The sequence below is a fragment of the Streptomyces sp. DSM 116793 genome, assembly GCF_057320905.1.
In genome coordinates, this window is sequence record NZ_CM170494.1 from 3,713,780 (window position 1) to 3,735,278 (window position 21,499).

At 74.3% G+C, this 21,499-nt stretch carries 16 protein-coding genes; 7 read left to right on the forward strand and 9 right to left on the reverse strand.

The window, feature by feature from the left end; all coding sequences use genetic code 11:
- Positions 1–53: 53 nt before the first annotated feature.
- The 4 genes from hutI to hutU form a co-directional block, all read right to left on the reverse strand.
- Positions 54–1,478, reverse strand: a complete 1,425-nt coding sequence (gene hutI / locus ACSMXW_RS14400) for an imidazolonepropionase (protein ID WP_485806688.1) — start codon at positions 1,476–1,478, stop codon at positions 54–56.
- Between the two features lie 18 nt (positions 1,479–1,496).
- On the reverse strand, positions 1,497–2,840 hold the full coding sequence (locus ACSMXW_RS14405; protein WP_485806690.1) for a formimidoylglutamate deiminase: 1,344 nt from the start codon (positions 2,838–2,840) through the stop codon (positions 1,497–1,499).
- Positions 2,837–4,225, reverse strand: coding sequence for an allantoate amidohydrolase (locus tag ACSMXW_RS14410; RefSeq protein WP_485808032.1), 1,389 nt, complete (start codon positions 4,223–4,225; stop codon positions 2,837–2,839). Before ACSMXW_RS14410 ends, ACSMXW_RS14405 begins: the two co-directional genes overlap by 4 nt.
- A gap of 368 nt (positions 4,226–4,593) precedes the next feature.
- Positions 4,594–6,309 (reverse strand): urocanate hydratase, encoded by a 1,716-nt coding sequence (gene hutU, locus ACSMXW_RS14415; protein WP_485806692.1) that lies wholly within the window; start codon positions 6,307–6,309, stop codon positions 4,594–4,596.
- A gap of 577 nt (positions 6,310–6,886) precedes the next feature.
- Here hutU and ACSMXW_RS14420 point away from each other — a divergent pair.
- Together ACSMXW_RS14420 and ACSMXW_RS14425 are read left to right on the forward strand one after the other, a co-directional pair.
- On the forward strand, positions 6,887–8,401 hold the full coding sequence (locus tag ACSMXW_RS14420) for a type III PLP-dependent enzyme domain-containing protein (protein ID WP_485808033.1): 1,515 nt from the start codon (positions 6,887–6,889) through the stop codon (positions 8,399–8,401).
- Positions 8,402–8,762: 361 nt separating this feature from the next.
- On the forward strand, positions 8,763–10,127 hold the full coding sequence (locus tag ACSMXW_RS14425; protein ID WP_485806694.1) for an APC family permease: 1,365 nt from the start codon (positions 8,763–8,765) through the stop codon (positions 10,125–10,127).
- A gap of 447 nt (positions 10,128–10,574) precedes the next feature.
- Here the strand turns inward: ACSMXW_RS14425 and ACSMXW_RS14430 are convergent, their stop codons facing one another.
- Positions 10,575–11,144 carry a hypothetical protein gene (locus ACSMXW_RS14430; protein WP_485806696.1) on the reverse strand — a complete coding sequence of 190 codons (570 nt, stop codon included), beginning with the start codon at positions 11,142–11,144 and terminating at the stop codon, positions 10,575–10,577.
- 433 nt (positions 11,145–11,577) lie between these two features.
- Entirely contained in the window at positions 11,578–12,411 is an 834-nt protein-coding gene (locus ACSMXW_RS14435; RefSeq protein ID WP_485806697.1) for a MurR/RpiR family transcriptional regulator, read from the reverse strand.
- 252 nt (positions 12,412–12,663) lie between these two features.
- On the opposite strand from ACSMXW_RS14435, the gene ACSMXW_RS14440 reads away from it, so the two are divergent.
- Positions 12,664–13,080 carry a hypothetical protein gene (locus tag ACSMXW_RS14440; protein WP_485806698.1) on the forward strand — a complete coding sequence of 139 codons (417 nt, stop codon included), beginning with the start codon at positions 12,664–12,666 and terminating at the stop codon, positions 13,078–13,080.
- Between the two features lie 730 nt (positions 13,081–13,810).
- On the opposite strand, the gene ACSMXW_RS14445 is transcribed toward ACSMXW_RS14440, so the two are convergent.
- Positions 13,811–15,217: a cystathionine beta-synthase gene (locus ACSMXW_RS14445; RefSeq protein WP_485806700.1), complete on the reverse strand. Its 1,407-nt coding sequence runs from the start codon at positions 15,215–15,217 to the stop codon at positions 13,811–13,813.
- A 185-nt stretch (positions 15,218–15,402) separates the two neighbouring features.
- On the opposite strand from ACSMXW_RS14445, the gene ACSMXW_RS14450 reads away from it, so the two are divergent.
- From ACSMXW_RS14450 to ACSMXW_RS14460, 3 genes are all read left to right on the forward strand, one after another.
- Complete coding sequence (locus tag ACSMXW_RS14450; protein ID WP_485808034.1) at positions 15,403–16,419, forward strand: SGNH/GDSL hydrolase family protein; 1,017 nt, start codon at positions 15,403–15,405, stop codon at positions 16,417–16,419.
- Positions 16,420–16,782: 363 nt separating this feature from the next.
- Positions 16,783–18,003, forward strand: a complete 1,221-nt coding sequence (locus tag ACSMXW_RS14455; protein WP_485806702.1) for an acetyl-CoA C-acetyltransferase — start codon at positions 16,783–16,785, stop codon at positions 18,001–18,003.
- Between the two features lie 597 nt (positions 18,004–18,600).
- A complete protein-coding gene (locus ACSMXW_RS14460; RefSeq protein WP_485806704.1) occupies positions 18,601–19,434 on the forward strand; it encodes a hypothetical protein in 834 nt (277 codons plus the stop codon).
- A 130-nt stretch (positions 19,435–19,564) separates the two neighbouring features.
- Here the strand turns inward: ACSMXW_RS14460 and ACSMXW_RS14465 are convergent, their stop codons facing one another.
- Positions 19,565–19,876 (reverse strand): hypothetical protein, encoded by a 312-nt coding sequence (locus ACSMXW_RS14465; RefSeq protein WP_485806705.1) that lies wholly within the window; start codon positions 19,874–19,876, stop codon positions 19,565–19,567.
- Positions 19,877–19,977: 101 nt separating this feature from the next.
- Between ACSMXW_RS14465 and ACSMXW_RS14470 the strand changes: the two genes are divergently transcribed.
- Positions 19,978–20,208, forward strand: coding sequence for a DUF4287 domain-containing protein (locus ACSMXW_RS14470; protein WP_485806707.1), 231 nt, complete (start codon positions 19,978–19,980; stop codon positions 20,206–20,208).
- Positions 20,209–20,479: 271 nt separating this feature from the next.
- Here ACSMXW_RS14470 and ACSMXW_RS14475 read toward each other — a convergent pair whose 3' ends face one another.
- Positions 20,480–21,385, reverse strand: coding sequence for a Bax inhibitor-1/YccA family protein (locus tag ACSMXW_RS14475; protein WP_485806709.1), 906 nt, complete (start codon positions 21,383–21,385; stop codon positions 20,480–20,482).
- Positions 21,386–21,499: the final 114 nt, after the last annotated feature.

Consider the following 21,499-nt stretch of genomic DNA (forward strand, 5'->3'; position numbering starts at 1 on the left):
CCGGCCGGTGGGGGCTGGTCGCGCGGTTCCCCGCGTCCCTGCGTGAGCTCGGCTCACAAAAGGCGGGCGCCCGCGCGCCATACCGCCGCCACCAGCGGCACCCCGGGCCGGTAGGCCAGGTGGACGTGGCTGGGGGCGTCCAGGAGCACGACGTCCGCACGGGCGCCGGGCGCGACCCGCCCCACATCGGTGCGGCGCAGCGCCGCCGCGCCCCCGGCCGTGGCCGCCCAGACCGCCTCACCGGGCGTCATCCCCATGTCCCGCACCGCGAGGGCGATGCAGAACGGCAGCGAGGACGTGAACGACGAACCGGGGTTGCAGTCGGTGGACAGCGCCACCGTGGCCCCCGCGTCCAGCAGCCGCCGCGCGTCGGGCCACGCCCCCCGGGTGGAGAACTCCGCACCGGGCAGCAGCGTGGCCACCGTGTCCCCGGACGCGAGCGCCGCCACGTCGTCGTCGGTGAGGTGGGTGCAGTGGTCCGCGCTGGCCGCGCCCAGCTCCACGGCGAGTCGCACACCGGGCCCCGCGGTGAGCTGGTTGGCGTGCACCCGGGGCACGAGGCCCCGTTCCCGGCCCGCGGTGAGCACGGCGCGGGCCTGGTCGGCGTCGAAGGCGCCACGCTCGCAGAAGACGTCGATCCAGCGGGCGTGCGGGGCGCAGGCGTCCAGCATCTCGCCGGTGACCAGGGAGACATAGCCGTCCGGGTCGTCCGCGTACTCGGGCGGCACGATGTGCGCGCCGAGGAACGTCACCTCGTCGGTGTGCCGCGCGGCGATGCGCAGGGCGCGCTCCTCGTCCCGCACGGTCAGGCCGTAGCCCGACTTGGTCTCGAAGGTGGTCGTGCCCTGGCGCAGCGCCTCGCGCAGATGGCGGGTGAGGGTGGCCTCCAGCGTCCCGTCGCCGGCGGCCCTGGTGGCGGCCACCGTGGTGCGGATGCCGCCCGCGGTGTACGGGCGGCCGGACATCCGGGCGTTGAACTCCTCGGTGCGGTCGCCCGCGAAGAGCAGGTGGGAGTGGGAGTCCACGAAGCCGGGCAGCGCGGCGCGGCCCTCCGCGTCGACGTGCCGGTCGGCGGCGGGCGCCCGGCCGCTTGCGCCCACCCAGGCGACGCGGTCGCCGTCCAGGACGACGGCCGCGTCCCGGACCAGGCCGAGCGGGGAACCGTCGCCGAGGGAGGGGTCGTTGGTGACCAGGGCGGCGATGCCGGTGATCACGGTCGTGCCGGAGGCGGCGGGCCGGGGGGCGCCGGCGGCCGTGCCGAGGGGCAGGCCGGGGCCCGGCGCGACCGGCACGCCGGTACCGGTGCCGGTGCCGGTACCGCTGCCGGTACCGATGCCGGTACCGATGCCGGTACCGATGCCGGTACCGATGCCGGTGCCGGTGCCGGTACCGGTGCCGCCGGGGTGCGGCCCGGGTGCGGAGGCCGTGGGGGCGGTGGAGGCGGTGGGGGCGGTGGGGGTGTTCTCCGGGGTGGTCATCCGTTCCTCTCGGCGGGGTCAGCCGCTCAGTGCCTCGATGGCCGCGGTCAGGGCGGCGGGGACGTCCGGGACCAGCGTGTGCGCTCCGTCGCGTACGACGTGCCGGCCGGCGACCACGGTGTGCCGGATGTCGGCACCGGTGCCCGCGAAGACGGCGGTCTCGGCGCCCAGCCGGGCGGGGGCGCCCGCGGTGCGCACGGAGTCCAGGGCCACCGTCGTGAAGTCGGCGCTGCAGCCCGGCTCGATCGTGCCCGAGTCCCGCCAGCCGAGCGCCGCGTGGCCGTCCGCGGTGGCGGCCCGCAGCAGTGCGGCGGCGGTCCAGTGGCCGCGGCGCCGGGTGCGCAGCCGCTCGTCGAGCTCCATGGCTCGGGCCTCCTCCAGCAGGTCGATGACGGCGTGGCTGTCGGTGCCCAGTGAGAGCGTGCTGCCCGCGCGCTGGAGCGCCGCCGCGGGCCCGATGCCGTCCGCGAGGTCCCGTTCCGTGGTGGGGCACATGCAGGTGCCGGTGTGGGAGTCGCCGATCAGCCGGATGTCCTCCCGGGTGAGGTGGGTGTGGTGCACGCCCGTGGTGCGCGGCCCGAGCACGCCGTGGTCGGCGAGCAGCCGGGCGGGGGTGCAGCCGTGGGCGGCGCGGCAGTCGTCGTTCTCCTTGGTCTGCTCGGAGACGTGCACGTGCAGCGGGGCGTCGCGGTCCCGGGCCCACTCGGCGACGGTGTCCAGCTGGTCCGCGGGCACCGCCCGCACGGAGTGCACGGCCGCCCCGATGCGGGCGTGCGGGGCCTCCCCCAGCGCCGAGGCCCGCTCGGCCCAGGCCTCGGCGGTGCCGTCCGAGAAGCGCTGCTGGTGCACGTCGGGCGGGGCGCCGAAGCCCGCGGAGAGGTAGGCCGCGTCCAGCAGGGTGATCCGGATGCCGGCCTCCTGCGCGCCGGCGATCAGGGCCTCGCCCATCGCGTTGGGCTCGGCGTAGGGCCGGCCGCCGGGCGCGTGGTGCAGGTAGTGGAACTCGCCGACGGCGGTGATCCCGGCGAGCGCCATCTCCGCGTACACGGCCCGCGCGAGGCGGTGGTAGGTGTCCGGGGTGAGCCGGTCCGCCACCGAGTACATCAGCTCGCGCCAGGTCCAGAAGGTGCCGGTGCCGATCTGCACCAGCCCGCGCAGGGCGCGGTGGAAGGCGTGGCTGTGGGCGTTGGCGAGGCCCGGCAGGGTCAGGCCGCGCAGCGGCTCCGCGCCCCGCGGCGGGGCCGGCGTGCCCGTGTGCACGGCGGCGATCCGGCCGCCGTGGACGTCGACAGCCACGCCAGGTTCGACGTGCGTGCCGAGCCAGGCGTGCTCCATCCAGTACGTGGTCGTGTCCGAGGTCACCTGTGGTCCTGCCCGTGGGTGAGCCCCCGCAGCACCTCGGTCAGGGCGCGCACACCGGTGAGGCAGTCCTCCTCGGTGGCGTGCTCGGCCGGGGAGTGCGAGACGCCGGTGGGGTTCCGTACGAACAGCATGGCGGTCGGGACGGCTCCGGAGAGGATTCCCGCGTCGTGTCCCGCGCCGGTGGGCAGCACGGGGACGCGCCGCGGGGCGGCGCCACCGCCCGACCCGGCGGCCCCGTCGGCGCTGCCGGGTCCGGTACCGCCCGAGAGGGTGCCGCCGGGTCCGGTACCGCCCGAGAGGATGCGGCCGATCTCGTCCCGCAGCGCGTGGCCGAACTCCACGACCGGTGTCGCCGACTCGCGGACCACGTCGAGCTCGACGCCGTGCCGTGCCGCGTGCTCCCGCGCGACGCGCTCGACGGCCGCGACGACGGCGTCCAGGGTCGCCTGGTCGGGGGCGCGCGAGTCCAGCCAGCCGCGGACGAGGGACGGAATGGCGTTGACGCCGTTGGGCTCCACGGCAACCTTGCCGAAGGTCGCGAGCGCCCCGGCCAGCTCCGCCTCGTGGCGGGCGGCGAGCACGGTCTCCGCGTAGCCCAGCATCGGGTCGCGACGGTCGGCGAGGAGGGTGGTGCCGGCGTGGTTGGCCTCGCCGCGGAAGTCGAAGCGCCAGCGGCCGTGCGGCCAGATGGCGGACGCGATGCCGACCGGGTCGCCGGTGCGGTCCAGGGCGCGGCCCTGCTCGACGTGCAGCTCGACGAAGGCGGCGATCCGGGCGAGCCGGTCCGGGTCGGGGCCGAGGGCGTCCGGGTCGTACCCGGCCGCCGCCATCGCCTCCGGCAGGCTGACGCCGTCCGCGTCGCGCAGCTCGTGCGCCGCGCCGCGGGTCAGCCGGCCCGCGGTGAGGCGGGAGCCGACGCAGGCGAGGCCGAAGCGCGCGCCTTCCTCGTCGCCGAAGTTGACGATGCCCAGCGGACGGTCCGGCACCTCTCCCGAGGCGCGCAGGGCGTCCAGCGCGGCGAACGCGGAGACGACGCCGAGGGGGCCGTCGTAGGCGCCGCCGTCCGGGACGGAGTCCAGGTGCGAGCCGGTCACCACGGCGCCGCCTCGGGTGGGGTCGCCGAGCCAGGCCCACTGGTTGCCGTTCCGGTCCACCTCGTAGCCGAGCCCCCGCCCCTCGGCCTGCGCCCGGAACCACTCCCTGCACTCGCCGTCCGCCGCGGTCCAGGCGTACCTGCGGTACCCGCCGCTCCCGGCGTTCCGCCCGACCGGCGCAAGGTCGCGCCACATCTCCCGGAACGACGGCGCGTCGCCCCCGCCCCAGGCGGGCTCGGCCACCCGGCCCGCGGCCGAAGGCCCGCCCGTCGGTCGGGCATCCGCCCCCATCGGCAGTCCCCCGTCCACGGGTCCGGCTGTGTCCGCCTTCCCCCCGTCTCGGCCTCGTTCGACCGGAGGGACCCCCATCGCCCCGGCGGAATGGCTGCCCACAGGTCCAGCAGCGGACGCAGCCCACACAGGCTGTGGGCAATCGTTCCGCAGGGCGGAACGGGTGGGCACAGCCGGAGCCGCGGCCTGCAGCGCACCGCCACCCCCCGCCGGGCCTGCCCCGCCCCCGGGGGCACCGGGGCTCTGCCCCACCGGACCCGGCCCGCCCCCGGGGGCGCCCGGAGCCCCGGGGCCCTGCCCCGGCGGGGGAGCCGCAGACGCGGAGTGGAGCACCCCGGGGCGGAAGGCCCCGGACGGCGACCCCGCGCTCACTCGCCGTCCTCCCGCATCGGCACCCGCACCCCACGCGCCTCGGCCACCGCCTCCGCCTCCTCGTACCCCGCGTCGACATGCCGGATGACACCGGTCCCGGGGTCGTTGGTGAGGACCCGGCGGATCTTCTCGCCGGCGAGAGGCGTGCCGTCGGCGACCGTCACCTGGCCGGCGTGCAGGGAGCGGCCCATGCCGACGCCGCCGCCGTGGTGGATGGAGACCCAGGACGCGCCGGAGGCGACGTTGACCATGGCGTTGAGCAGGGGCCAGTCGGCGATCGCGTCGGAGCCGTCCCGCATGCCCTCGGTCTCGCGGTACGGGGAGGCCACCGAGCCGGTGTCCAGGTGGTCGCGGCCGATGGCGAGCGGGGCGGCCAGCTCGCCGCTCGCCACCATGTCGTTGAACCGCTCCCCCGCGCGGTCCCGCTCCCCGTAGCCGAGCCAGCAGATCCGGGCCGGCAGCCCCTGGAAGTGGACGCGCTCGCCGGCCAGCCTGATCCAGCGGGCCAGCGACTCGTTCTCGGGGAAGAGGTCCAGGATGGCGCGGTCGGTGGCCGCGATGTCCTTCGGGTCGCCGGACAGCGCCGCCCACCGGAAGGGCCCCTTGCCCTCGCAGAACAGCGGCCGGATGTACGCCGGCACGAACCCGGGGAAGTCGAAGGCCCGCTCGTACCCGGCGAGCTTGGCCTCGCCGCGGATGGAGTTGCCGTAGTCGAAGACCTCGGCGCCCGCGTCCTTGAAGCCGACCATGGCCTGAACATGACGGGCCATCGACTCGCGGGCCCGCTGGGTGAAGTCGGCGGGCTTCTCGGCGGCGTAGCCGGCCATGTCCTCGAAGGCGACGCCGAGCGGCAGGTAGGAGAGCGGGTCGTGGGCGCTGGTCTGGTCGGTCACGACGTCGATGGGGGCGCCCTCGGCGAGGAGCCGCGGCAGCAGCTCGGCGGCGTTGCCCAGCAGGCCGATGGAGAGCGGCCGGCGGGCGTCGCGCGCCTCCACGGCGAGCCGGAGCGCCTCGGCCGGGGAGTCGGCGCGCACGTCCAGGTAGCGGTGCCCGATGCGGCGCTCGATGGCGCGCGGGTCGCAGTCGATGCAGATGGCCACGCCGTCGTTCATGGTGACCGCGAGCGGCTGGGCGCCGCCCATGCCGCCGAGCCCGGCGGTGAGCGTGATCGTCCCGGCGAGGGAGCCGCCGAACCGCTTGGCGGCGACCGCGGCGAACGTCTCGTAGGTGCCCTGCAGGATGCCCTGCGTGCCGATGTAGATCCAGGACCCGGCCGTCATCTGGCCGTACATCGTCAGGCCCATCGCCTCCAGGCGGCGGAACTCCTCCCAGGTGGCCCAGTCGCCGACCAGGTTGGAGTTGGCGATGAGCACGCGCGGCGCCCACTCGTGGGTGGTCAGGACGCCGACCGGGCGGCCGGACTGCACCAGCATCGTCTCGTCGGCCTTGAGGGTCGTGAGCGTGCGCACCATCGCGTCGAAGGAGCGCCAGTCGCGGGCCGCCTTGCCGGTGCCGCCGTAGACGACGAGCCGCTCGGGGTGCTCGGCGACCTCGGGGTCGAGGTTGTTCTGCAGCATCCGCAGGGCGGCCTCCTGGGGCCAGCCCAGGGCGCTCAGCTCCGTGCCGCGTGGGGCGCGTACCGGGCCGGGGGGCGGCCCGTAGGACCTCGTCTGAGCGTGGTGGCGGGAGACGGGCGGGCGTGGTCCTGACATGAAGTGCCTCCTCGCGACTGTTACAGCCAGTTATTCACATCCTCGTCTCCTGAATAGAACTAGTCAACAAGGCGGTCTGCGCCAAGCGCGGCACGGCTCTCGGCCGCGTGGGGCCCGGGCCCGCCGGTGCCCGCCGCGGCCAGGGGTGATTGGCTGGAACAGAGCGGGGGACCAGTGCGTTGGCTCCACCGCAGCGCACGGCGTGGACCGACCGCGGCGCACGGCGTGGCCCGGCCACGGCGGGCGCCCGCGGACCAGTGATCGGGCGGCGGCCGCGTGCACCCACGGCGGGATCGTGCGGCGGCGTCGCGGAACGGACGGACCGGGGCCTATGGACGCTATGGACGGCATGGACGACGGCGTGGACATCGGTGTGGACATCGGTGTGGATGACGGCGCGAACGGCGGCGTGCGCGGCGGCGCGCGGGGAGACGTCAGCGACGGCGCGCGCGGCGGCGCACACGGCGACGTGGGCAGCGGGTCGCGCGGCGGCGCGGGCAGCGGGTCGCGCGGCGGCGCGGGCAGCGGGTCGCGCGGCGGCGCGGGCAGCGGGTCGCGCGGCGGCGCGGGCGACGGCATGCGTGTGCCGGACGGGACGCGCGACGGCGTGCGCGGGGACGAGGCCACGGCGGCGCGGGGCGCGGCGGCGCGGGGGACGGCGGCGCGGGGCGCGGCGGCGCGGGGGACGGCGTCCGGGGCGCTGAGCGGCCGGCGCCGTGACGCCGCCGTGCGGGCGGCCGTGGAGCGGGGCCTCGTCGGCCCGGACATCCCCATCGTCGCGCTGCTCGACGTCGACGGGATCCGCGAGTCCGCGGCGCGGCTCCGGGAGGCGTTCGCAGCGGTGACCCCGCCCGGCACCCCCGTGCTGCACGCCTTCGCGGTGAAGGCGGCGCCGCTGGTCCCGGTGCTGCGGCTGCTGCGGGAGGCGGGCCTCGGCGCGGAGGTGGCGAGCCCCGGCGAACTGGCGCTGGCGCGGGCCGCCGGCATCCCGGCCGCCGGCATCGTGCTGGACTCCCCCGCCAAGACGCCCGGGGAACTGCGCGAGGCGCTGGCGCTCGGGGTCGCCGTCAACGCGGACAACGCCCAGGAGCTGGCGCGCATCGACGCCCTGGTGCCGTCGGCGCCGCCCGGCGCGCCCGGTGACCGTCCCGCCGGGGGCAGGGCCCCCGCGCCCCTCGGCATCCGGGTGAACCCGCAGACCGGCAGCGGCACCATAGAGGCGCTCTCCACGGCCACCGCGACGTCCAAGTTCGGGGTCGCCCTGCGGGACGAGGGCGCCCGCGAGTGGGTGGTGCGCGCCTACCTGGACCGGCCGTGGCTGACCCGGCTGCACACCCACTCGGGCTCCCAGGGCGTCGCGCTCGACCTCATCGCCGAGGGCCTGGCGGCCACGTACGAGCTGGCGGAGGAGATCAACGCCAAGGCCGGGCGCCGGCAGATCGACACCATCGACATCGGCGGCGGCCTGCCGGTCAACTTCTCCTCCGACGAGCAGATCCCGACGTACGCCGACTACGCCCGGCTGCTCGCCGAGCGGGTGCCGGGGCTCTTCGACGGGCGGTACGGCCTGGTCACCGAGTTCGGCCGGTCGCTGCTCGCCAAGCACGGGCTCGTCCTGGCCCGCGTCGAGTACACGAAGTCCTCCGGCGGCCGCCCCATCGCCGTCACCCACGCGGGTGTGCAGGTCGCCGCCCGCACCGTCTACGCGCCCGCGTCCTGGCCGCTGCGCATCGCCGGCTACGACGCCGAGGGCCGGCCCAGGACCGGGGAGGACGTCGTCCAGGACGTCGCGGGCCCCGCCTGCTTCGCGGGCGACCTGCTGGCCCGCGACCGCGCCCTGCCGCTGCTCCGGCCGGGCGACTACGCGGCCGTCCTGGACACCGGTGCCTACTATTTCGCGCACCACTACGCGTACAACTCCCTGCCGCGTCCCGCGGTCTTCGGCTTCGCGGCGGACGAGAGCGCGGGCGGAGGGGCGGACGGAGGACCCGGGGGCGTGCGGTTCGCCGTGGTGCGGCCGGCCCAGAGCATCGAGGAGATCGTCGCCGAGTCGGGCGGGGCACACGCGGAGTCACTCGTCAGCGGCCTCTGATCCCGCCGGCACCCGGTCACCCGTACGCGTCCCACGGAACCGCACCACGCGCGCGGAACCGCACCACACGCGCGGAACCGCTCCGCGCAGACTCACTCGCCACCCCGTCCGCGTCCCCGGAGGCGCCACCACGCGCGCGGGCTCACTCTCGACGCCGGCTGCCTCGCCCAGGCCGGCGCCGAGCCGCCACCACGCGCGGCCTCACTCATCCGCGGCCCCCCGAGAGCACCCGAAGGCGGGAAGCGGGCGGCAGCAGGCATTCCGGGCGGCCGTGCAGGGCATCCACACCTTCACACCTGGTCAGCATCCCGGCGGCCGCACACGGCCGCCGGGAGCCGTTCGGAAGGTCGGGGAGGCCGCCATGCCCACCGCGGAGAGATCCACCGGAGCGGCACACGCCGAGGACGGCGCGCTCAAGCGCGCCATCGGACCCAGGCTGCTGATCCTCTTCGTGATCGGCGACATCCTGGGCACCGGCATCTACGCCACCACCGGCAAGGTCGCGGGCAAGGTGGGCGGCGCCCTGTGGGTGCCGTTCGCGATCGGCTTCGTGGTGGCGATCCTGACGGCGGCCTCGTACGTCGAACTGGTCGGCAAGTACCCGAAGGCGGCGGGCGCGGCCCTGTACACGCAGAGGGCGTTCAAGCTGCCCTTCCTGACGTTCGTCATCGCCTTCATGGTGATGTGCTCGGGCCTGTCGTCGGCGAGCGCCGCGGCCCGTGCCTTCGGCGGCGACTACATGGGCGAGCTGACCGGCGGGGCCGTGCCGCCCACCCTGGTCGCCATCCTCTTCGTGCTGCTGCTCGCCGCGCTCAACCTGCGCGGCGTCTCGGAGTCCGTCAAGGCGAACGTCGTGTTCACACTCGTCGAGCTGACGGGCCTGCTGATCGTCCTCGGGATCGGGGCGTACGCGGTGCTCACGGGCGGCGGCGAGCCGGCGCGGCTCGGCGACTTTGAGGCGGGCGCGACCGGGTACGCGCTGCTCAGCGGTGTGCTCGGGGCCACCGCACTGGGCTTCTTCGCGTTCATCGGCTTCGAGGACTCCGTCAACATGGCCGAGGAGACGCACGATCCGGTGCGCACCTTCCCGCGGGCCATCTTCATCGGGGTCGCGGTCACGGGGACGATCTACGTGCTGGTCGCCCTCGTCTCCTCGCTGCTGGTGGACTCCGGGACCCTGAAGGCCTCCAGCGGCCCGCTCCTGGAGGTGGTGAAGGCGGGCGGGGTCGCGTTCCCGCACAAGCTGTTCGCCGTGATCGCGCTGTTCGCCGTCAGCAACAGCGCCCTGATCAACATCATGATGGCCTCGCGGCTCTGCTACGGCATGGCGGGCGAGGGGATCCTGCCGCCCGCGATGGGGCGCGTACTGCCCCGCCGCCGCACCCCCGTCGCCGGCATCGTCTTCGTCTCGCTGCTCGCCGTCGGCCTGGTCGCGACGGGCGAGATCGAGGGGCTCGGCGACACGACGTCGTTCCTGCTGCTGTGCGTCTTCGCGGTGGTCAACGTCTGCGTCCTGGTACTGCGCCGCGACCGCGTACCGCACCGGCACTTCCGCGTACCGACCCCCCTGCCGGTGCTCGGCGCCCTCACCTCCCTCATCCTCGCCAGCCCCCTGGCCGACCGCCCCGCCGACGTCTACATCCGCGCAGCCGTCCTGGTGGCCGTCGGAATCGCCTTGTGGGCCGTCAACAGGGCCGTGCTGCGGTCGGCACGCAACCGTGTCTGATCGAGACGCCGGGGCTGTGTCCTGGGGGGATCTGTGGGGCACCTCTGGGGTACGTCCGGGGTATCTCTGGGTCCGTCCGGAGGTACCTCTGGGGTACGTCAGGGGCCACCTCAGGGGTACGTCCGGAGGTATCTCTGGGGTACGTCCGGGGTACCTCTGGGGGTACCCCGCGAGGTACCTATGGGGGTACCCCCATGCCTTGAGTCGGTGGTGGAGCACTTGAGGCGGTGGGGGGAGGCTCCGCCGTGCGGGCGCGACAACCCCCACAACCAGCGGGGACGGACGAGGAGAACCACCCCTGACCAGGGGCGCGGGGAACTGCGCAACAAGCCCCCAACCCCCACTGGCAGGTGGCCGAAGACGAGACAGACGCGGACCGGACCGGGCGGCCGCAGGCCGAAGACAAGACAGACGCGGACCGGGACCGGGCGGCCGCAGACCGCAGACTCACCGACGACGCGCGCCCCCAGGCGCAGCGTCGCCCGCTCCCAGCCCGGTCCCCCGGTACGCCTTGACCCGGGGCCCGGCCGGCCGCCCCAGCCCCCCGGTGAGCCAGTCGACCCGCGCCCACAGCAACGTCTCCTCCCGGCGCTCCCGCCGCCCCAGCCACACCGCCTTGAGCCACAGCCCCGCCCCGCACCCGGCAAGCAGCATCCCCCCGGCGGCCGGCACGGCGAACGAGGCGGCGACGGCCGCGAGGAACCCGCCGGCCAGCCACCACCGGTGTCCGCGCCGCCAACCCCGCACCGTCACCCAACGGTCCTGGAGCACATCGTGCTTGCCCGCGCGCACGGCACCGCGGGCCAGCGCCGCGTACCGCTTCCTGCGGACGCACGCGACCACGGCCGCCGCCACCAGGAACAGCGCGGCCCCGGCGAACGCACCTATTCGGCGCCCGGTCAGACCGGGTATCAGCAGACCGATGCCGGCCGCCACCACACCCAGCCACCACAGGGGTGCGGCCCCGGCCCGTACGACCACCGCCACCCGCGCCAGTCCCTGACCTCCGCGCGCCACCTTCCGCCTCCTCAGTAACCGTCGTCTCCCTGCGGCCCGCGCACCGCTCCGGTCCTCCCGGCAGGGGCCGGGAGGGGTGTCGGCCGGGGAGGCTAGCGGGTGTTTCTGAGGACGCCATGAGAGACGGCGCGGCGAAAGCGCGCGATGGTGCGCAGGGCGGGGCGCACCACGAGCGGCAAGCCGGGGCGCACGCGGGGCGCCCCCGGATCCGGCACGAGCCGTGCGCGCGCGTACCGCACGTACGCTCGCGCGCGCAGCTCACAACGCACAGCGCACAGCGCACAGCACGCGGGCACCGGCGCGGGGCCTGGACGGTGCGCATATGGGACGCGTACGCGGGACGTGCACCGGGGACGTCCAGGGACGCCCACAGCACGTGGCCCGCGCAGGGGTTTCCGTACCCGGGCATCCGCACGTGCGCATGCCCACCGCACTACTCCACGAACAGCCCCCGCGCCGCCGCACTCGCGTCGAAGTCCTCCAGGCGCGCCTGGGCGTCCGGGAGCGCGTCGCACATGGCCTCCAGCAGGACCCGGCCGAGCAGCATCGGCGCGCAGGCGGTGTCGAAGGCGAGGCCGGTGCCGACGGCGGCCGGCAGCAGCACGTCGGACGCCTTCGCCACCGGCGCGAAGGCGCTGTCCGCGACGGTGACCACGGTGAGCCCGGCCGCGCGGGCACGGGCGAGCGCGTCCAGGGTCTCGCGGGGGTGGCGCGGCAGCGCGAAGCAGAGCAGGGCGCTCGCTCCGGCGCGCGCGGCCGCGTCAATCCGGTCGGCCAGCATCGTGCCGCCCTCCGTCAGCAGCCGTACGTCCGGGTGCACCTTGGCGGCGAAGTAGGCGAAGCCGTGCGCCTGGGCGGCGGCGGCCCGCAGGCCCAGCACCGGCAGCGGCCGGGAGCCGGCCAGGAGCCGCCCGGCCCGCACCGCCGGCTCCGGATCCGCGAGGGCCTGGGCGAGCTGGCGGAGGTTGGCGATCTCCGCCTCCACGGCCTGCTGGTAGGTGTTGTGCGCGGCGGCGTCCGCGGGGGCCGGGGCGGGTACGACCTCGCGCAGGTGCCTGCGCAGCGCGGGGTAGCCGTCGAAGCCGAGCGCCACCGCGAACCGGGTCACCGACGGCTGGCTGACCCCGGCGAGCTCGGCCAGCTCGACGGAGGACAGGAACGGCACCTCAGCGGCGCGCCGCACCATGCAGTGCGCGATGCGCCGCTGGGTGGGCGTGAGCCGACGCCCCTCGAAGAGCGCCTGCAACCGCGCCGCGCTGTCGCCCATCACGTCCTCTCGCCGCTGGTATTCAGTAAGGGGTAACTCTGCATGGACTTATGCATCACGGCAAGGCGGATGCGGGGAACGGCCGCTCCGGGCGGGGTGCGGTGCGCGGTGTGCGGTGTGCCACATCCCCGGAGCCCCGGGTGTCTCCATACCGGCGTCCGCGCCGCCTCATCGGACGATGCGGTGGACCACACCCCGAAGACGGGGGTTAGCCCCACTGCCCCGGGCCGCCGGTCTCCGTACGGTGTTCCCATGGACGCGCATGACGCCGATCTGAAGAAGGAACTCGACGCCACCCTGCGGGCCCGCAGGGACCTGGGCGAGGATTACGAGTCCGCGCTGGTCGACTCGTTCCTGGAAAAGGTCGAGCAGCACCTGGATACCGCGGTCGACCGCCGGGTCCGGCGTCAGCTGGCGGAGCAGCAGATGGTGGTGGCCCGGGGCGCCTCGGCACCCCGGGGCGGTGACTCCTGGGCCGAGCGCTTCGGGTTCGGCGTGATCTCCCTGGTCCTCGCCATACCGCTCTCCGCGATAGCCGCCGTCAATGCGGAGCTGCCGGGCCTCTTCGTGGCCTGGGCCGGCATCGTGGGTGTCAACGTCGTCCAGGCGCTCCGGAGCCGGCCTCGTCTCAGCAGGGTCCCGAGGAAGTCCTCGGACTGGGACGACTGAGCGGAGGCACCGGGCTCGGAAACCGCTGTCCTCGGGGGCCGGTGTCGGGACAGCCGCCGTCCCCCAGGAAACGCCGGTGTCCGGGGGAAAGCGGGTGTCCGGGGGGCCACTGTCTCCGGGAGCCGGTGACCGGGGAGCCGGTGACCGATCGGGCGACCGAACCGGGCGGGCGACCGACACCGAACGAGCGACGACACCGAACGAGCGACGACACCGGAAGACGACGGGCGGAGGCGGGGACCAGACGGAAGCGGTGACCGGCGGAAGCGGGGACCAACCGGAAGCGGGACCAACCGGAGGCAGCGACCGGAACCGGAAGGACCACGCGGGCCCCGCACCGACCAGAACCGGAAGAAACACGCGGGGATCGCCGCACCGACCAGAACCGGAAGATACGGCACGGGGACCGCCGCACCCCCTGTGACGGGGGGCGGGACGACGGCGGTCCCCGCGGGGGACACGGGCCGGGTTCAGGGCCGGGCCTGCATGTCCCAGGCGTCCAGGGAGGTCCGGGAGCCGCTCCGGAGGTCCATGGCGCCGTGCTCGCCGGCCGAGGCTCCGCGAATCCCTGCTCACCGAGAGGAGATGCCGTGCCCTGCCGACGCCCACCAATCTGCCGGAGCCGTGTTACGCGTGTGCTGCGCCGACGTGACGCGCTCGTACCACTTCAGGGAACCGCCGCTGTAGGGTCTGCCCCGGTTTTCCCCGGTGGCGCGCCCACGGCGTGCGGCTACCGCTTGGCCGCCGCCGCGCCCCCCGCGTCGGCGGCGAGGAACGTCAGCAGATCCTGCCGGCTCACGACCCCCGTCGGGCGGCCCTCGACCAGCACGATCGCCGCGTCCGCCGCCCCGAGCACCGACATCAGATCGGCGACCGGCTCGCCGGAGCCGACCTGCGGCAGCGGCGGCGACATGTGCTTGTCCAGCGGGTCGTCGAGAACGGCCCGCTGGGTGAAGAGCGCGTCCAGCAGCTCACGCTCCACGACCGAGCCGACCACCTCGGCCGCCATCACATCGGGGTGCCCGGCACCGGGCTTCACGATCGGCATCTGTGAGACGCCGTACTCCCGCAGCACCTCGATGGCCTGGCCGACCGTCTCATCCGGGTGCATATGGACCAGCGACGGCAGGCCGCCCTCCTTGTGGGCGAGCACGTCGCCGACCCGCGGCTGGTCCCCGCCCTCGTCCAGGAAGCCGTAGTCGTTCATCCACTCATCGTTGAAGATCTTGCTCAGGTAGCCGCGGCCGCTGTCCGGCAGCAGCACGACCACCACGTCATCGGGCCCCAGTTCCCGGGCCACCTTCAGCGCCGCGACCACCGCCATCCCGCAGGAGCCGCCGACCAGCAGCCCCTCCTCCCTGGCGAGGCGGCGCGTCATCTGGAAGGAGTCCTTGTCCGAGACGGCGACGATCTCGTCGGCGACGGTGCGGTCATAGGCCTCCGGCCAGAAGTCCTCGCCGACGCCCTCCACCAGATACGGCCGCCCGGAGCCGCCCGAGTACACCGACCCCTCCGGGTCCGCGCCGATCACCGTGACCCGGCCGTCGCTGACCTCCTTGAGGTAGCGCCCGGTACCGGAGATGGTGCCGCCCGTGCCCACCCCCGCGACGAAGTGGGTGATCCGGCCCAGGGTCTGTTCCCACAGCTCAGGGCCGGTCGAGTGGTAGTGCGAGAGGGGATTGTGCGGGTTGCTGTACTGGTCCGGCTTCCACGCACCGGGCGTCTCGCGGACCAGGCGGTCGGAGACGTTGTAGTACGAGTCCGGGTGCTCGGGGTCGACGGCGGTGGGGCAGACCACGACCTCGGCACCGTACGCCCGCAGGACGTTGATCTTGTCCGTCGAGACCTTGTCCGGGCAGACGAAGATGCACTTGTAGCCCTTCTGCTGGGCCACGATCGCCAGGCCGACACCGGTGTTGCCGCTGGTCGGCTCGACGATGGTGCCGCCGGGCCGCAGCTCGCCACTCTCCTCGGCGGCCTCGATCATCCGCAGCGCGATACGGTCCTTCACGCTGCCGCCTGGGTTGAAGTACTCCACCTTGGCCAGCACCGTGGCCTGGATGCCGGTGGTCACATTGTTGAGCCTCACGAGCGGGGTGTTGCCGACGAGGCTGATCATCGAGTCGTGGAAATGCACCGAGGTCTCCGGGCTCCATGAAGGACGGGAAGTCGCCGGCGGCCGGGATCGACCGCCATGCGGTCAGCCTACGGCCGAGCACACAGAGGGTTCACTTTTCCGCACGATTGGCTCACCGTCCGTACGGGGCAAGGAGTTGATGTACGGGTCGGAGGAGGTGACTGGGCGGTATGTCCAGAGCGCGAGTGGCACGGCGGATCGCCGCGGGGGCGGCATACGGCGGGGGCGGGATCGGGCTGATCGGCGTGGCGGCGGTCGGAGTGCTGCTCGCCGAGGTGCAGCTCGCGAAGCGGCAGGTGGGCATCGTCCCGGGCAGCGGCGGCAGCATGCCGCCGCCGCGCGCCGACGGCCTGTACGGCAAGGGTTTCTCGGGGCCGGGTGCCGCCTTGGAACCCCTCAGGTTCGCCATGCTCGGCGACTCCACGGCCGCCGGGCAGGGCGTGCACCGCGCACGGCAGACACCCGGCGCGCTGCTCGCCTCCGGGCTCGCCGCCGTCGCCGAGCGCCCCGTGGAGCTGCGCAACGCCGCCCTGTCCGGCGCGCGCTCCGACGACCTGGAGCGGCAGGTCACCCAGATCCTCTCCGACCCGGCCTGGGTGCCGGACGTGTGCGTGGTGATGATCGGCGCCAACGACGTCACCCACCGGATGCCGCCCACCCGCTCGGTGCGCTGCCTGTCCGCGGCCGTGCGCAGACTGCGCACGGCGGGCGCGGAGGTGGTCGTCGGCACCTGTCCCGACCTCGGCACCATCGAGCCCGTGTACCAGCCGCTGAGCTGGCTGGCGCGGCGGGCCTCGCGGCAACTGGCGGCGGCGCAGACGATCGGCGTGGTGGAGCAGGGCGGGCGGGCCGTGTCGCTGGGCGACCTGCTGGGCCCCGAGTTCGCCGCCAACCCCAGGGAGCTGTTCGGACCCGACAACTACCACCCCTCCGCCGAGGGCTACGCCACGGCGTCCATGGCGGTGCTGCCGACGCTCTGCGCGGCGCTCGGCCTCTGGCCCGAGGGGGAGCGGCCCGACGCGGCCCGCGACGAGGGGTACCTGCCGGTGGCCCGCGCCGCCGCGGAGGCCGCGGCGGAGGGCGGCACGGAGGTCACGGCCGCCGGAGGGACCGGTGGCCGGGGACCGTGGGCCCTGCTCAAGCGGCGCCGGCGCCGCAGGATCCAGTCGACGGAGTCCGCGGACACGCCGTCACCGCTGTAAGGGCGCTCCCCGGGCCCGCAGGGGCGCGGGGAACCGCGCGCGCAACCCACCACCCGCCGGTGACCCGGAGACGACCGGAACAGCCCCCTTCGGCCGGCGACGACCCGATGCGCCTCGTCGCGGCTTGTCGCGCGGTTCCCCGCGCCCCGCAGGTGGGCCGGGGCCAGCTCCACATGGAGATCACGTAAGGGCCCCGCCCGAAAGGGGGCGGGCGGGTGGTGCCGGAGAGGGACCGTCGACAGGGCTGAGCGACCGCTTAGGATGGTGGAGTGGGAGTCACACGCACCGACGCGTGACCCGGAGCCTACGCGCGGGTAACTTCCTGGCAGGTCGTGCCCGCAACCCGCCGCCCCAGGAGCCGTGATGCCCGAAGCAGTGATCGTTTCCGCCGCTCGTTCCCCGATCGGACGCGCCTTCAAGGGGTCCCTGAAGGAGTTGCGCCCCGACGACCTGACCGCCACGATCATCCAGGCCGCCCTGGCCAAGGTCCCCGAGCTGGACCCCGCGGAGATCGACGACCTGATGCTCGGCTGCGGCCTGCCCGGCGGTGAGCAGGGCAACAACCTCGCCCGCATCGTCGCCGTCCAGATGGGCATGGACCACCTGCCGGGCTGCACCGTCACCCGGTACTGCTCCTCGTCGCTGCAGACGTCCCGGATGGCCATGCACGCCATCCGGGCCGGCGAGGGCGACATCTTCGTCTCCGCGGGCGTGGAGATGGTCTCGCGCTTCGACAAGGGCAACTCGGACAGCCTGCCGGGCACGCACAACCCGCTCTTCGCGGAGGCCGAGGCCCGCACCGCGGCCGTCGCCGCCTCCGAGGGCGCCGGCTGGCACGACCCGCGCGAGGACGGCCTGGTGCCCGACCCGTACATCGCGATGGGCCAGACCGCCGAGAACCTGGCCCGGCTGAAGGGGATCACCCGGGAGGAGATGGACGAGTTCGGGGTCCGCTCGCAGAACCTCGCCGAGCAGGCCATCGCCAAGGGCTTCTGGGAGCGCGAGATCACCCCGGTGACCCTCCCGGACGGCACGGTCGTCGGCAAGGACGACGGTCCCCGGCCGGGCGTCACGATGGAGGGCGTGGCGGGCCTGAAGCCGGCCTTCCGCCCGGACGGCCTGGTCACCGCCGGCAACTGCTGCCCGCTGAACGACGGCGCCGCCGCCCTCGTCATCATGAGCGACACCCGGGCGCGGGAGCTGGGCCTCACCCCGCTGGCCAGGATCGTCTCCACCGGCGTCTCCGCGCTGTCGCCCGAGATCATGGGATTCGGCCCCGTGGAGGCGTCCAAGCAAGCACTCAAGCGCGCGGGCATGAGCATCGGGGACATCGACCTGGTCGAGATCAACGAGGCGTTCGCGGCCCAGGTCATCCCGTCCTACCGGGCACTCGGCATCGACCTCGACCGCCTGAACGTCAACGGCGGCGCCATCGCCGTGGGGCACCCGTTCGGCATGACCGGAGCACGGATCACCGCGACGCTGATCAACAGCCTCCAGTTCCACGACAAGCAATTCGGCCTGGAGACCATGTGCGTCGGCGGCGGCCAGGGCATGGCAATGATCATCGAACGCCTCAGCTGACGCGCCCTCTCCGGCCCCGCGCCCCAAGCGGCGCGGGGAACCGCGCGACCAGCCCCCTGCCGGGCCGCGGCCGGAACCGAGAGCACACACAGGGGACAACACAGGGGGCTCGCCACCCGGGGACGCAGGGAACTGCTGGGGGGGACCTCCGGGGGCACCCCACGCCTTCAGGGCAGTGGGGAGCCCTTTCAGGCAGTGGGGGACAGCCACAACGCACCCCTGGCGCACCCCCGGGCCAAGCCGTCCCCGATCCCGCCCCGACCGCGCGGTTGCCGACCGCCCGACCGGGGGTGCGCAGGGGCGGGGAACCATGCGAACGACGACGCACCCGCAGCGACCCACCGGGCGGGCCCCACGGCCCGGCCCCGGCCGCGTTCCGGCCACGGGGACCACTCCGTGGCCAAATCTCCGCCAGGATGTGACCTTCCTCCCCCACCACCGCATCGACGCAGGTCACGCCCGCGCCCGAAACGGACCCCCTGCCCCTACCGCCGCCCCTTTCGTAACGTAATGCACGGACAGCCCGCCGGCCCGGCCACCAGCCTGAGGTAGAAGTCGGAGGGATCGGACCAACCCGGGAGTATGCGAGTGAGCGCCATGCCTGTAGTTCTGCTGCTCTCCACGGCCACCGCCACCGCCGTGGGCGCCCTCGCCGTGCACGCCGTGCACGGGCTGCGCAAGCAGATCGCCGCACTGCACACCGAGCTGGCCGGGTTCCGGGGCGCGGGCGCCCGCCCCCAGGTGCCGGGGGCCCGGGCCCCGCTGGCACCCGACGAGATACGCACGGCCGTCGCCGAGGCGCTGGCCGACGAGCGGGAGCGCGAGATGGCCGAGGCCCGCGCCTTCTGGGCGGCGCAGGAGGCGCGCGACGCCTCCTCGGACACCCCCTCGGACGCCTCCCCCCTGCCCGGCCTGCCCGACCTCCCCCGGGAGGACCCCGGCCCGGCCCGCCGAGCCGACCTCGCCGGCCTCCTCGGTTTCGAGCCCCCGCTGGACACGCCGACCGACCCCGACGACCACCCCGGGGACTCCCCCGAGCTTGCGGCGGCGCGCCGCCGCCACCCCTCGCACCCCGATTTCGTGCCCGGCAGGCCGCCGCGGTCCGCCCAGTCGCCCTACCCGGCTGCCGGCGGCGACCACGAGCAGGTGGTCGCCTGCCTGGCGGGGCTCGCAGAGGCCCGCACCGCGCTCGCGGACGTTCGCCCGGGCCCGCTGGGCACACTCGACGTCTACGTCTTCGAGGACGGCACCACGCTCTGTATGACGCCCGGCCACCGCGAGACCGCCGAACGGCTCGCCGACGCGCTGGTGCGCGGCCACGCCCCCGTCCTGCTGGGCGGCTCCGGCGTCTTCGGCGCCTACGCGCTGACGTTCACCTGCGGCGACGAGACCGTGTACATCCTCGCGGACCGCGTGATCGCGTCCCACTGACCGCTCGCGCGGACGCCGGCGCTCGGCTCGGCCGAGCCCCTCGCCGGGACCCACGTCCATGCACCCGGGCCCCGTCGCATCCACGGCACCGGTCCGTCGAGCCCCGAGCCGCCAGGCCACCGGGCCGTCGTCAGACCGCCGCGCGCTTGCGGGCCTCCTCCACCAGGGCCACCGCGCGGGTCAGGTCGGCCGGATCTGTCAACACCAGGGCAAGATCCCTGCCGGCGACGGTGATCTGGTCCGCGGCGGCGAACATACCCGCGTCCGGCATCTCCCGCGGCGGGCTCCCCGGGTCCTCCAGACGCTGCGCCCAGCGGGCGAATTCCCTGGCCAGAGCCAGTGCCTCGGCCGCCGCGCCACGTTGCAGCCTGCTCTGCGGCGCGGCCCGCAGCCGGTCGGCGAAGTGATCAACGGCGGCCGTGAGAGGGGTGGTATCGAGCACGCGGCGACCTTATGCGCCCGACCGGGACTGTTGCCAACACGCAAACGCTCAGGCACGGTGGCGTGAAGGACGGACCACATCGAAAGCCGCCGGAGGCGCCGATGTCTCAAGTCTTCTCTGAGGAGACCCACCAGAATCTGCTCGCCCGCATCCCCCAATGCACTGGTCGTGATATCTCCGACTGGCTACGCACCGTCGACGAAGGTCCCTCGCTGTCGCGCTTCGAGGAGAAAGTGAGCTGGCTGCGCGGCGAGCACAACCTCGCCTACGGCCACGCGAAGGCGATCGTTCACGAATACGATCTGCGCCGCGCCGCGCGCAAGCTGCTCTGAGCCGGTCAGGGGCGAGTGCAGGCCGCGCGCAGAGCTGCTCTGCGCCGTCAGGGGCGAGTGCAGGGGGTCGTGTCGGCCCCCATGCCCGGCCATGCCTTGTGCGGCCCCGCTTGCGGGCCCCCGAGGCCCCTCGAAAGCCCTGTGCGACCCCTCGGAAGCCCTGTGCGAAAGGGCCCGCGAACGATCGTTCGCGGGCCCTTCCCGTGTCAGGGGCCGTCGTCGGGGCGTGCCCCGGCACTCCGGGTGCCCGAGGTGCTCTGTCGCCCGATGGTCAGTTGTCGCTCTGCAGGATGGCGATCAGGCGGAGGAACTCCAGGTAGATCCAGACGAGGGTCAGCGTCAGGCCGAAAGCGGCCAGCCACGACTCCCGGCGGGGCGCGCCGTAGGCGACGCCCGTCTCGATCTGCTTGAAGTCCAGGGCGAGGAAGCAGGCGCCGATCAGCACGCCCAGGATGCCGAAGACGACGCCGAGGGCGCCGCTGCGGAAGCCGAGGCCGTCACCGCCGCCGAAGGCCGCGAACAGGAGGTTGATCGCCATCAGCGCGATGAAGCCGAGGGCGGCGGCCATCACGAAGCCGTAGAACCTGCGGTTCACCCGGATCCAGCCGGCCTTGTAGGCCACCAGCACGGCCGCGAAGACGGCCATGGTGCCGATCACCGCCTGCATGGCGGCGCCGCTCGCGATGCGGTTGTCCACGATGCTGGACAGCACACCCAGGAAGACGCCTTCCAGGGCGGCGTAGGTGAGGATCAGCGCGGGCGTGGGCGTCCGCTTGAAGGACTGGATCAGGCCCAGGACCATCGCCACCAGGCCGGAGACGACCGCGATGCCGTAGGAGCGGTTGATGTTCGCGTCGTCCACCGGCAGCAGGGCCCAGGCGAGGGCCGCCGCCACGACGAGCACGCCGAGGGTGCCGGCCGTGCGCGCGACGACGTCGTCCATCGTCATGCGGTCGGGGGTGGCCGGGGCCTGCGGAGGCGCCCCGTACTGGACGCCCTGCTGGGCGTACGGGTTCTGTGCGTAGGGGTTGGCGGGCGCACCCGCGTACGGGCCCGCGTACGGGTTGCCCTGGGTGCCGACGGCAGGTCCCCCGGCCTGCGGCGCCGCGTGGAAACCCGCGTAGCCGTTGTCGCGGCTGAACCCCCGTCGCGAGAAGACCGGGTTACTGCTCCTCATGTCACTCCTCCATAACCACCGTGCGTGGCCTTGGGCTCAAGAGTAATAGGTGGGCAAAGAATTGAGCCTCCTGCTCGGGGATGATCCTCGCCCCGCCCTGACGTCGAACACGGT

Bases quoted from the DNA above. Each gene is read 5' to 3' on its own strand.
- ACSMXW_RS14440 (WP_485806698.1), top strand. From the start codon at position 12,664: ATGGACGCGCATGACGCCGATCTGAAGAAGGAACTCGACGCCACCCTG.
- ACSMXW_RS14425 (WP_485806694.1), top strand. From the start codon at position 8,763: ATGCCCACCGCGGAGAGATCCACCGGAGCGGCACACGCCGAGGACGGC.
- hutU (WP_485806692.1), bottom strand. From the start codon at position 6,309: ATGTCAGGACCACGCCCGCCCGTCTCCCGCCACCACGCTCAGACGAGG.
- ACSMXW_RS14410 (WP_485808032.1), bottom strand. From the start codon at position 4,225: ATGGGGGCGGATGCCCGACCGACGGGCGGGCCTTCGGCCGCGGGCCGG.
- ACSMXW_RS14475 (WP_485806709.1), bottom strand. From the start codon at position 21,385: ATGAGGAGCAGTAACCCGGTCTTCTCGCGACGGGGGTTCAGCCGCGAC.
- ACSMXW_RS14420 (WP_485808033.1), top strand. From the start codon at position 6,887: ATGCGTGTGCCGGACGGGACGCGCGACGGCGTGCGCGGGGACGAGGCC.
- ACSMXW_RS14455 (WP_485806702.1), top strand. From the start codon at position 16,783: ATGCCCGAAGCAGTGATCGTTTCCGCCGCTCGTTCCCCGATCGGACGC.
- ACSMXW_RS14470 (WP_485806707.1), top strand. From the start codon at position 19,978: ATGTCTCAAGTCTTCTCTGAGGAGACCCACCAGAATCTGCTCGCCCGC.
- hutI (WP_485806688.1), bottom strand. From the start codon at position 1,478: ATGACCACCCCGGAGAACACCCCCACCGCCCCCACCGCCTCCACCGCC.
- ACSMXW_RS14460 (WP_485806704.1), top strand. From the start codon at position 18,601: ATGCCTGTAGTTCTGCTGCTCTCCACGGCCACCGCCACCGCCGTGGGC.
- ACSMXW_RS14435 (WP_485806697.1), bottom strand. From the start codon at position 12,411: ATGGGCGACAGCGCGGCGCGGTTGCAGGCGCTCTTCGAGGGGCGTCGG.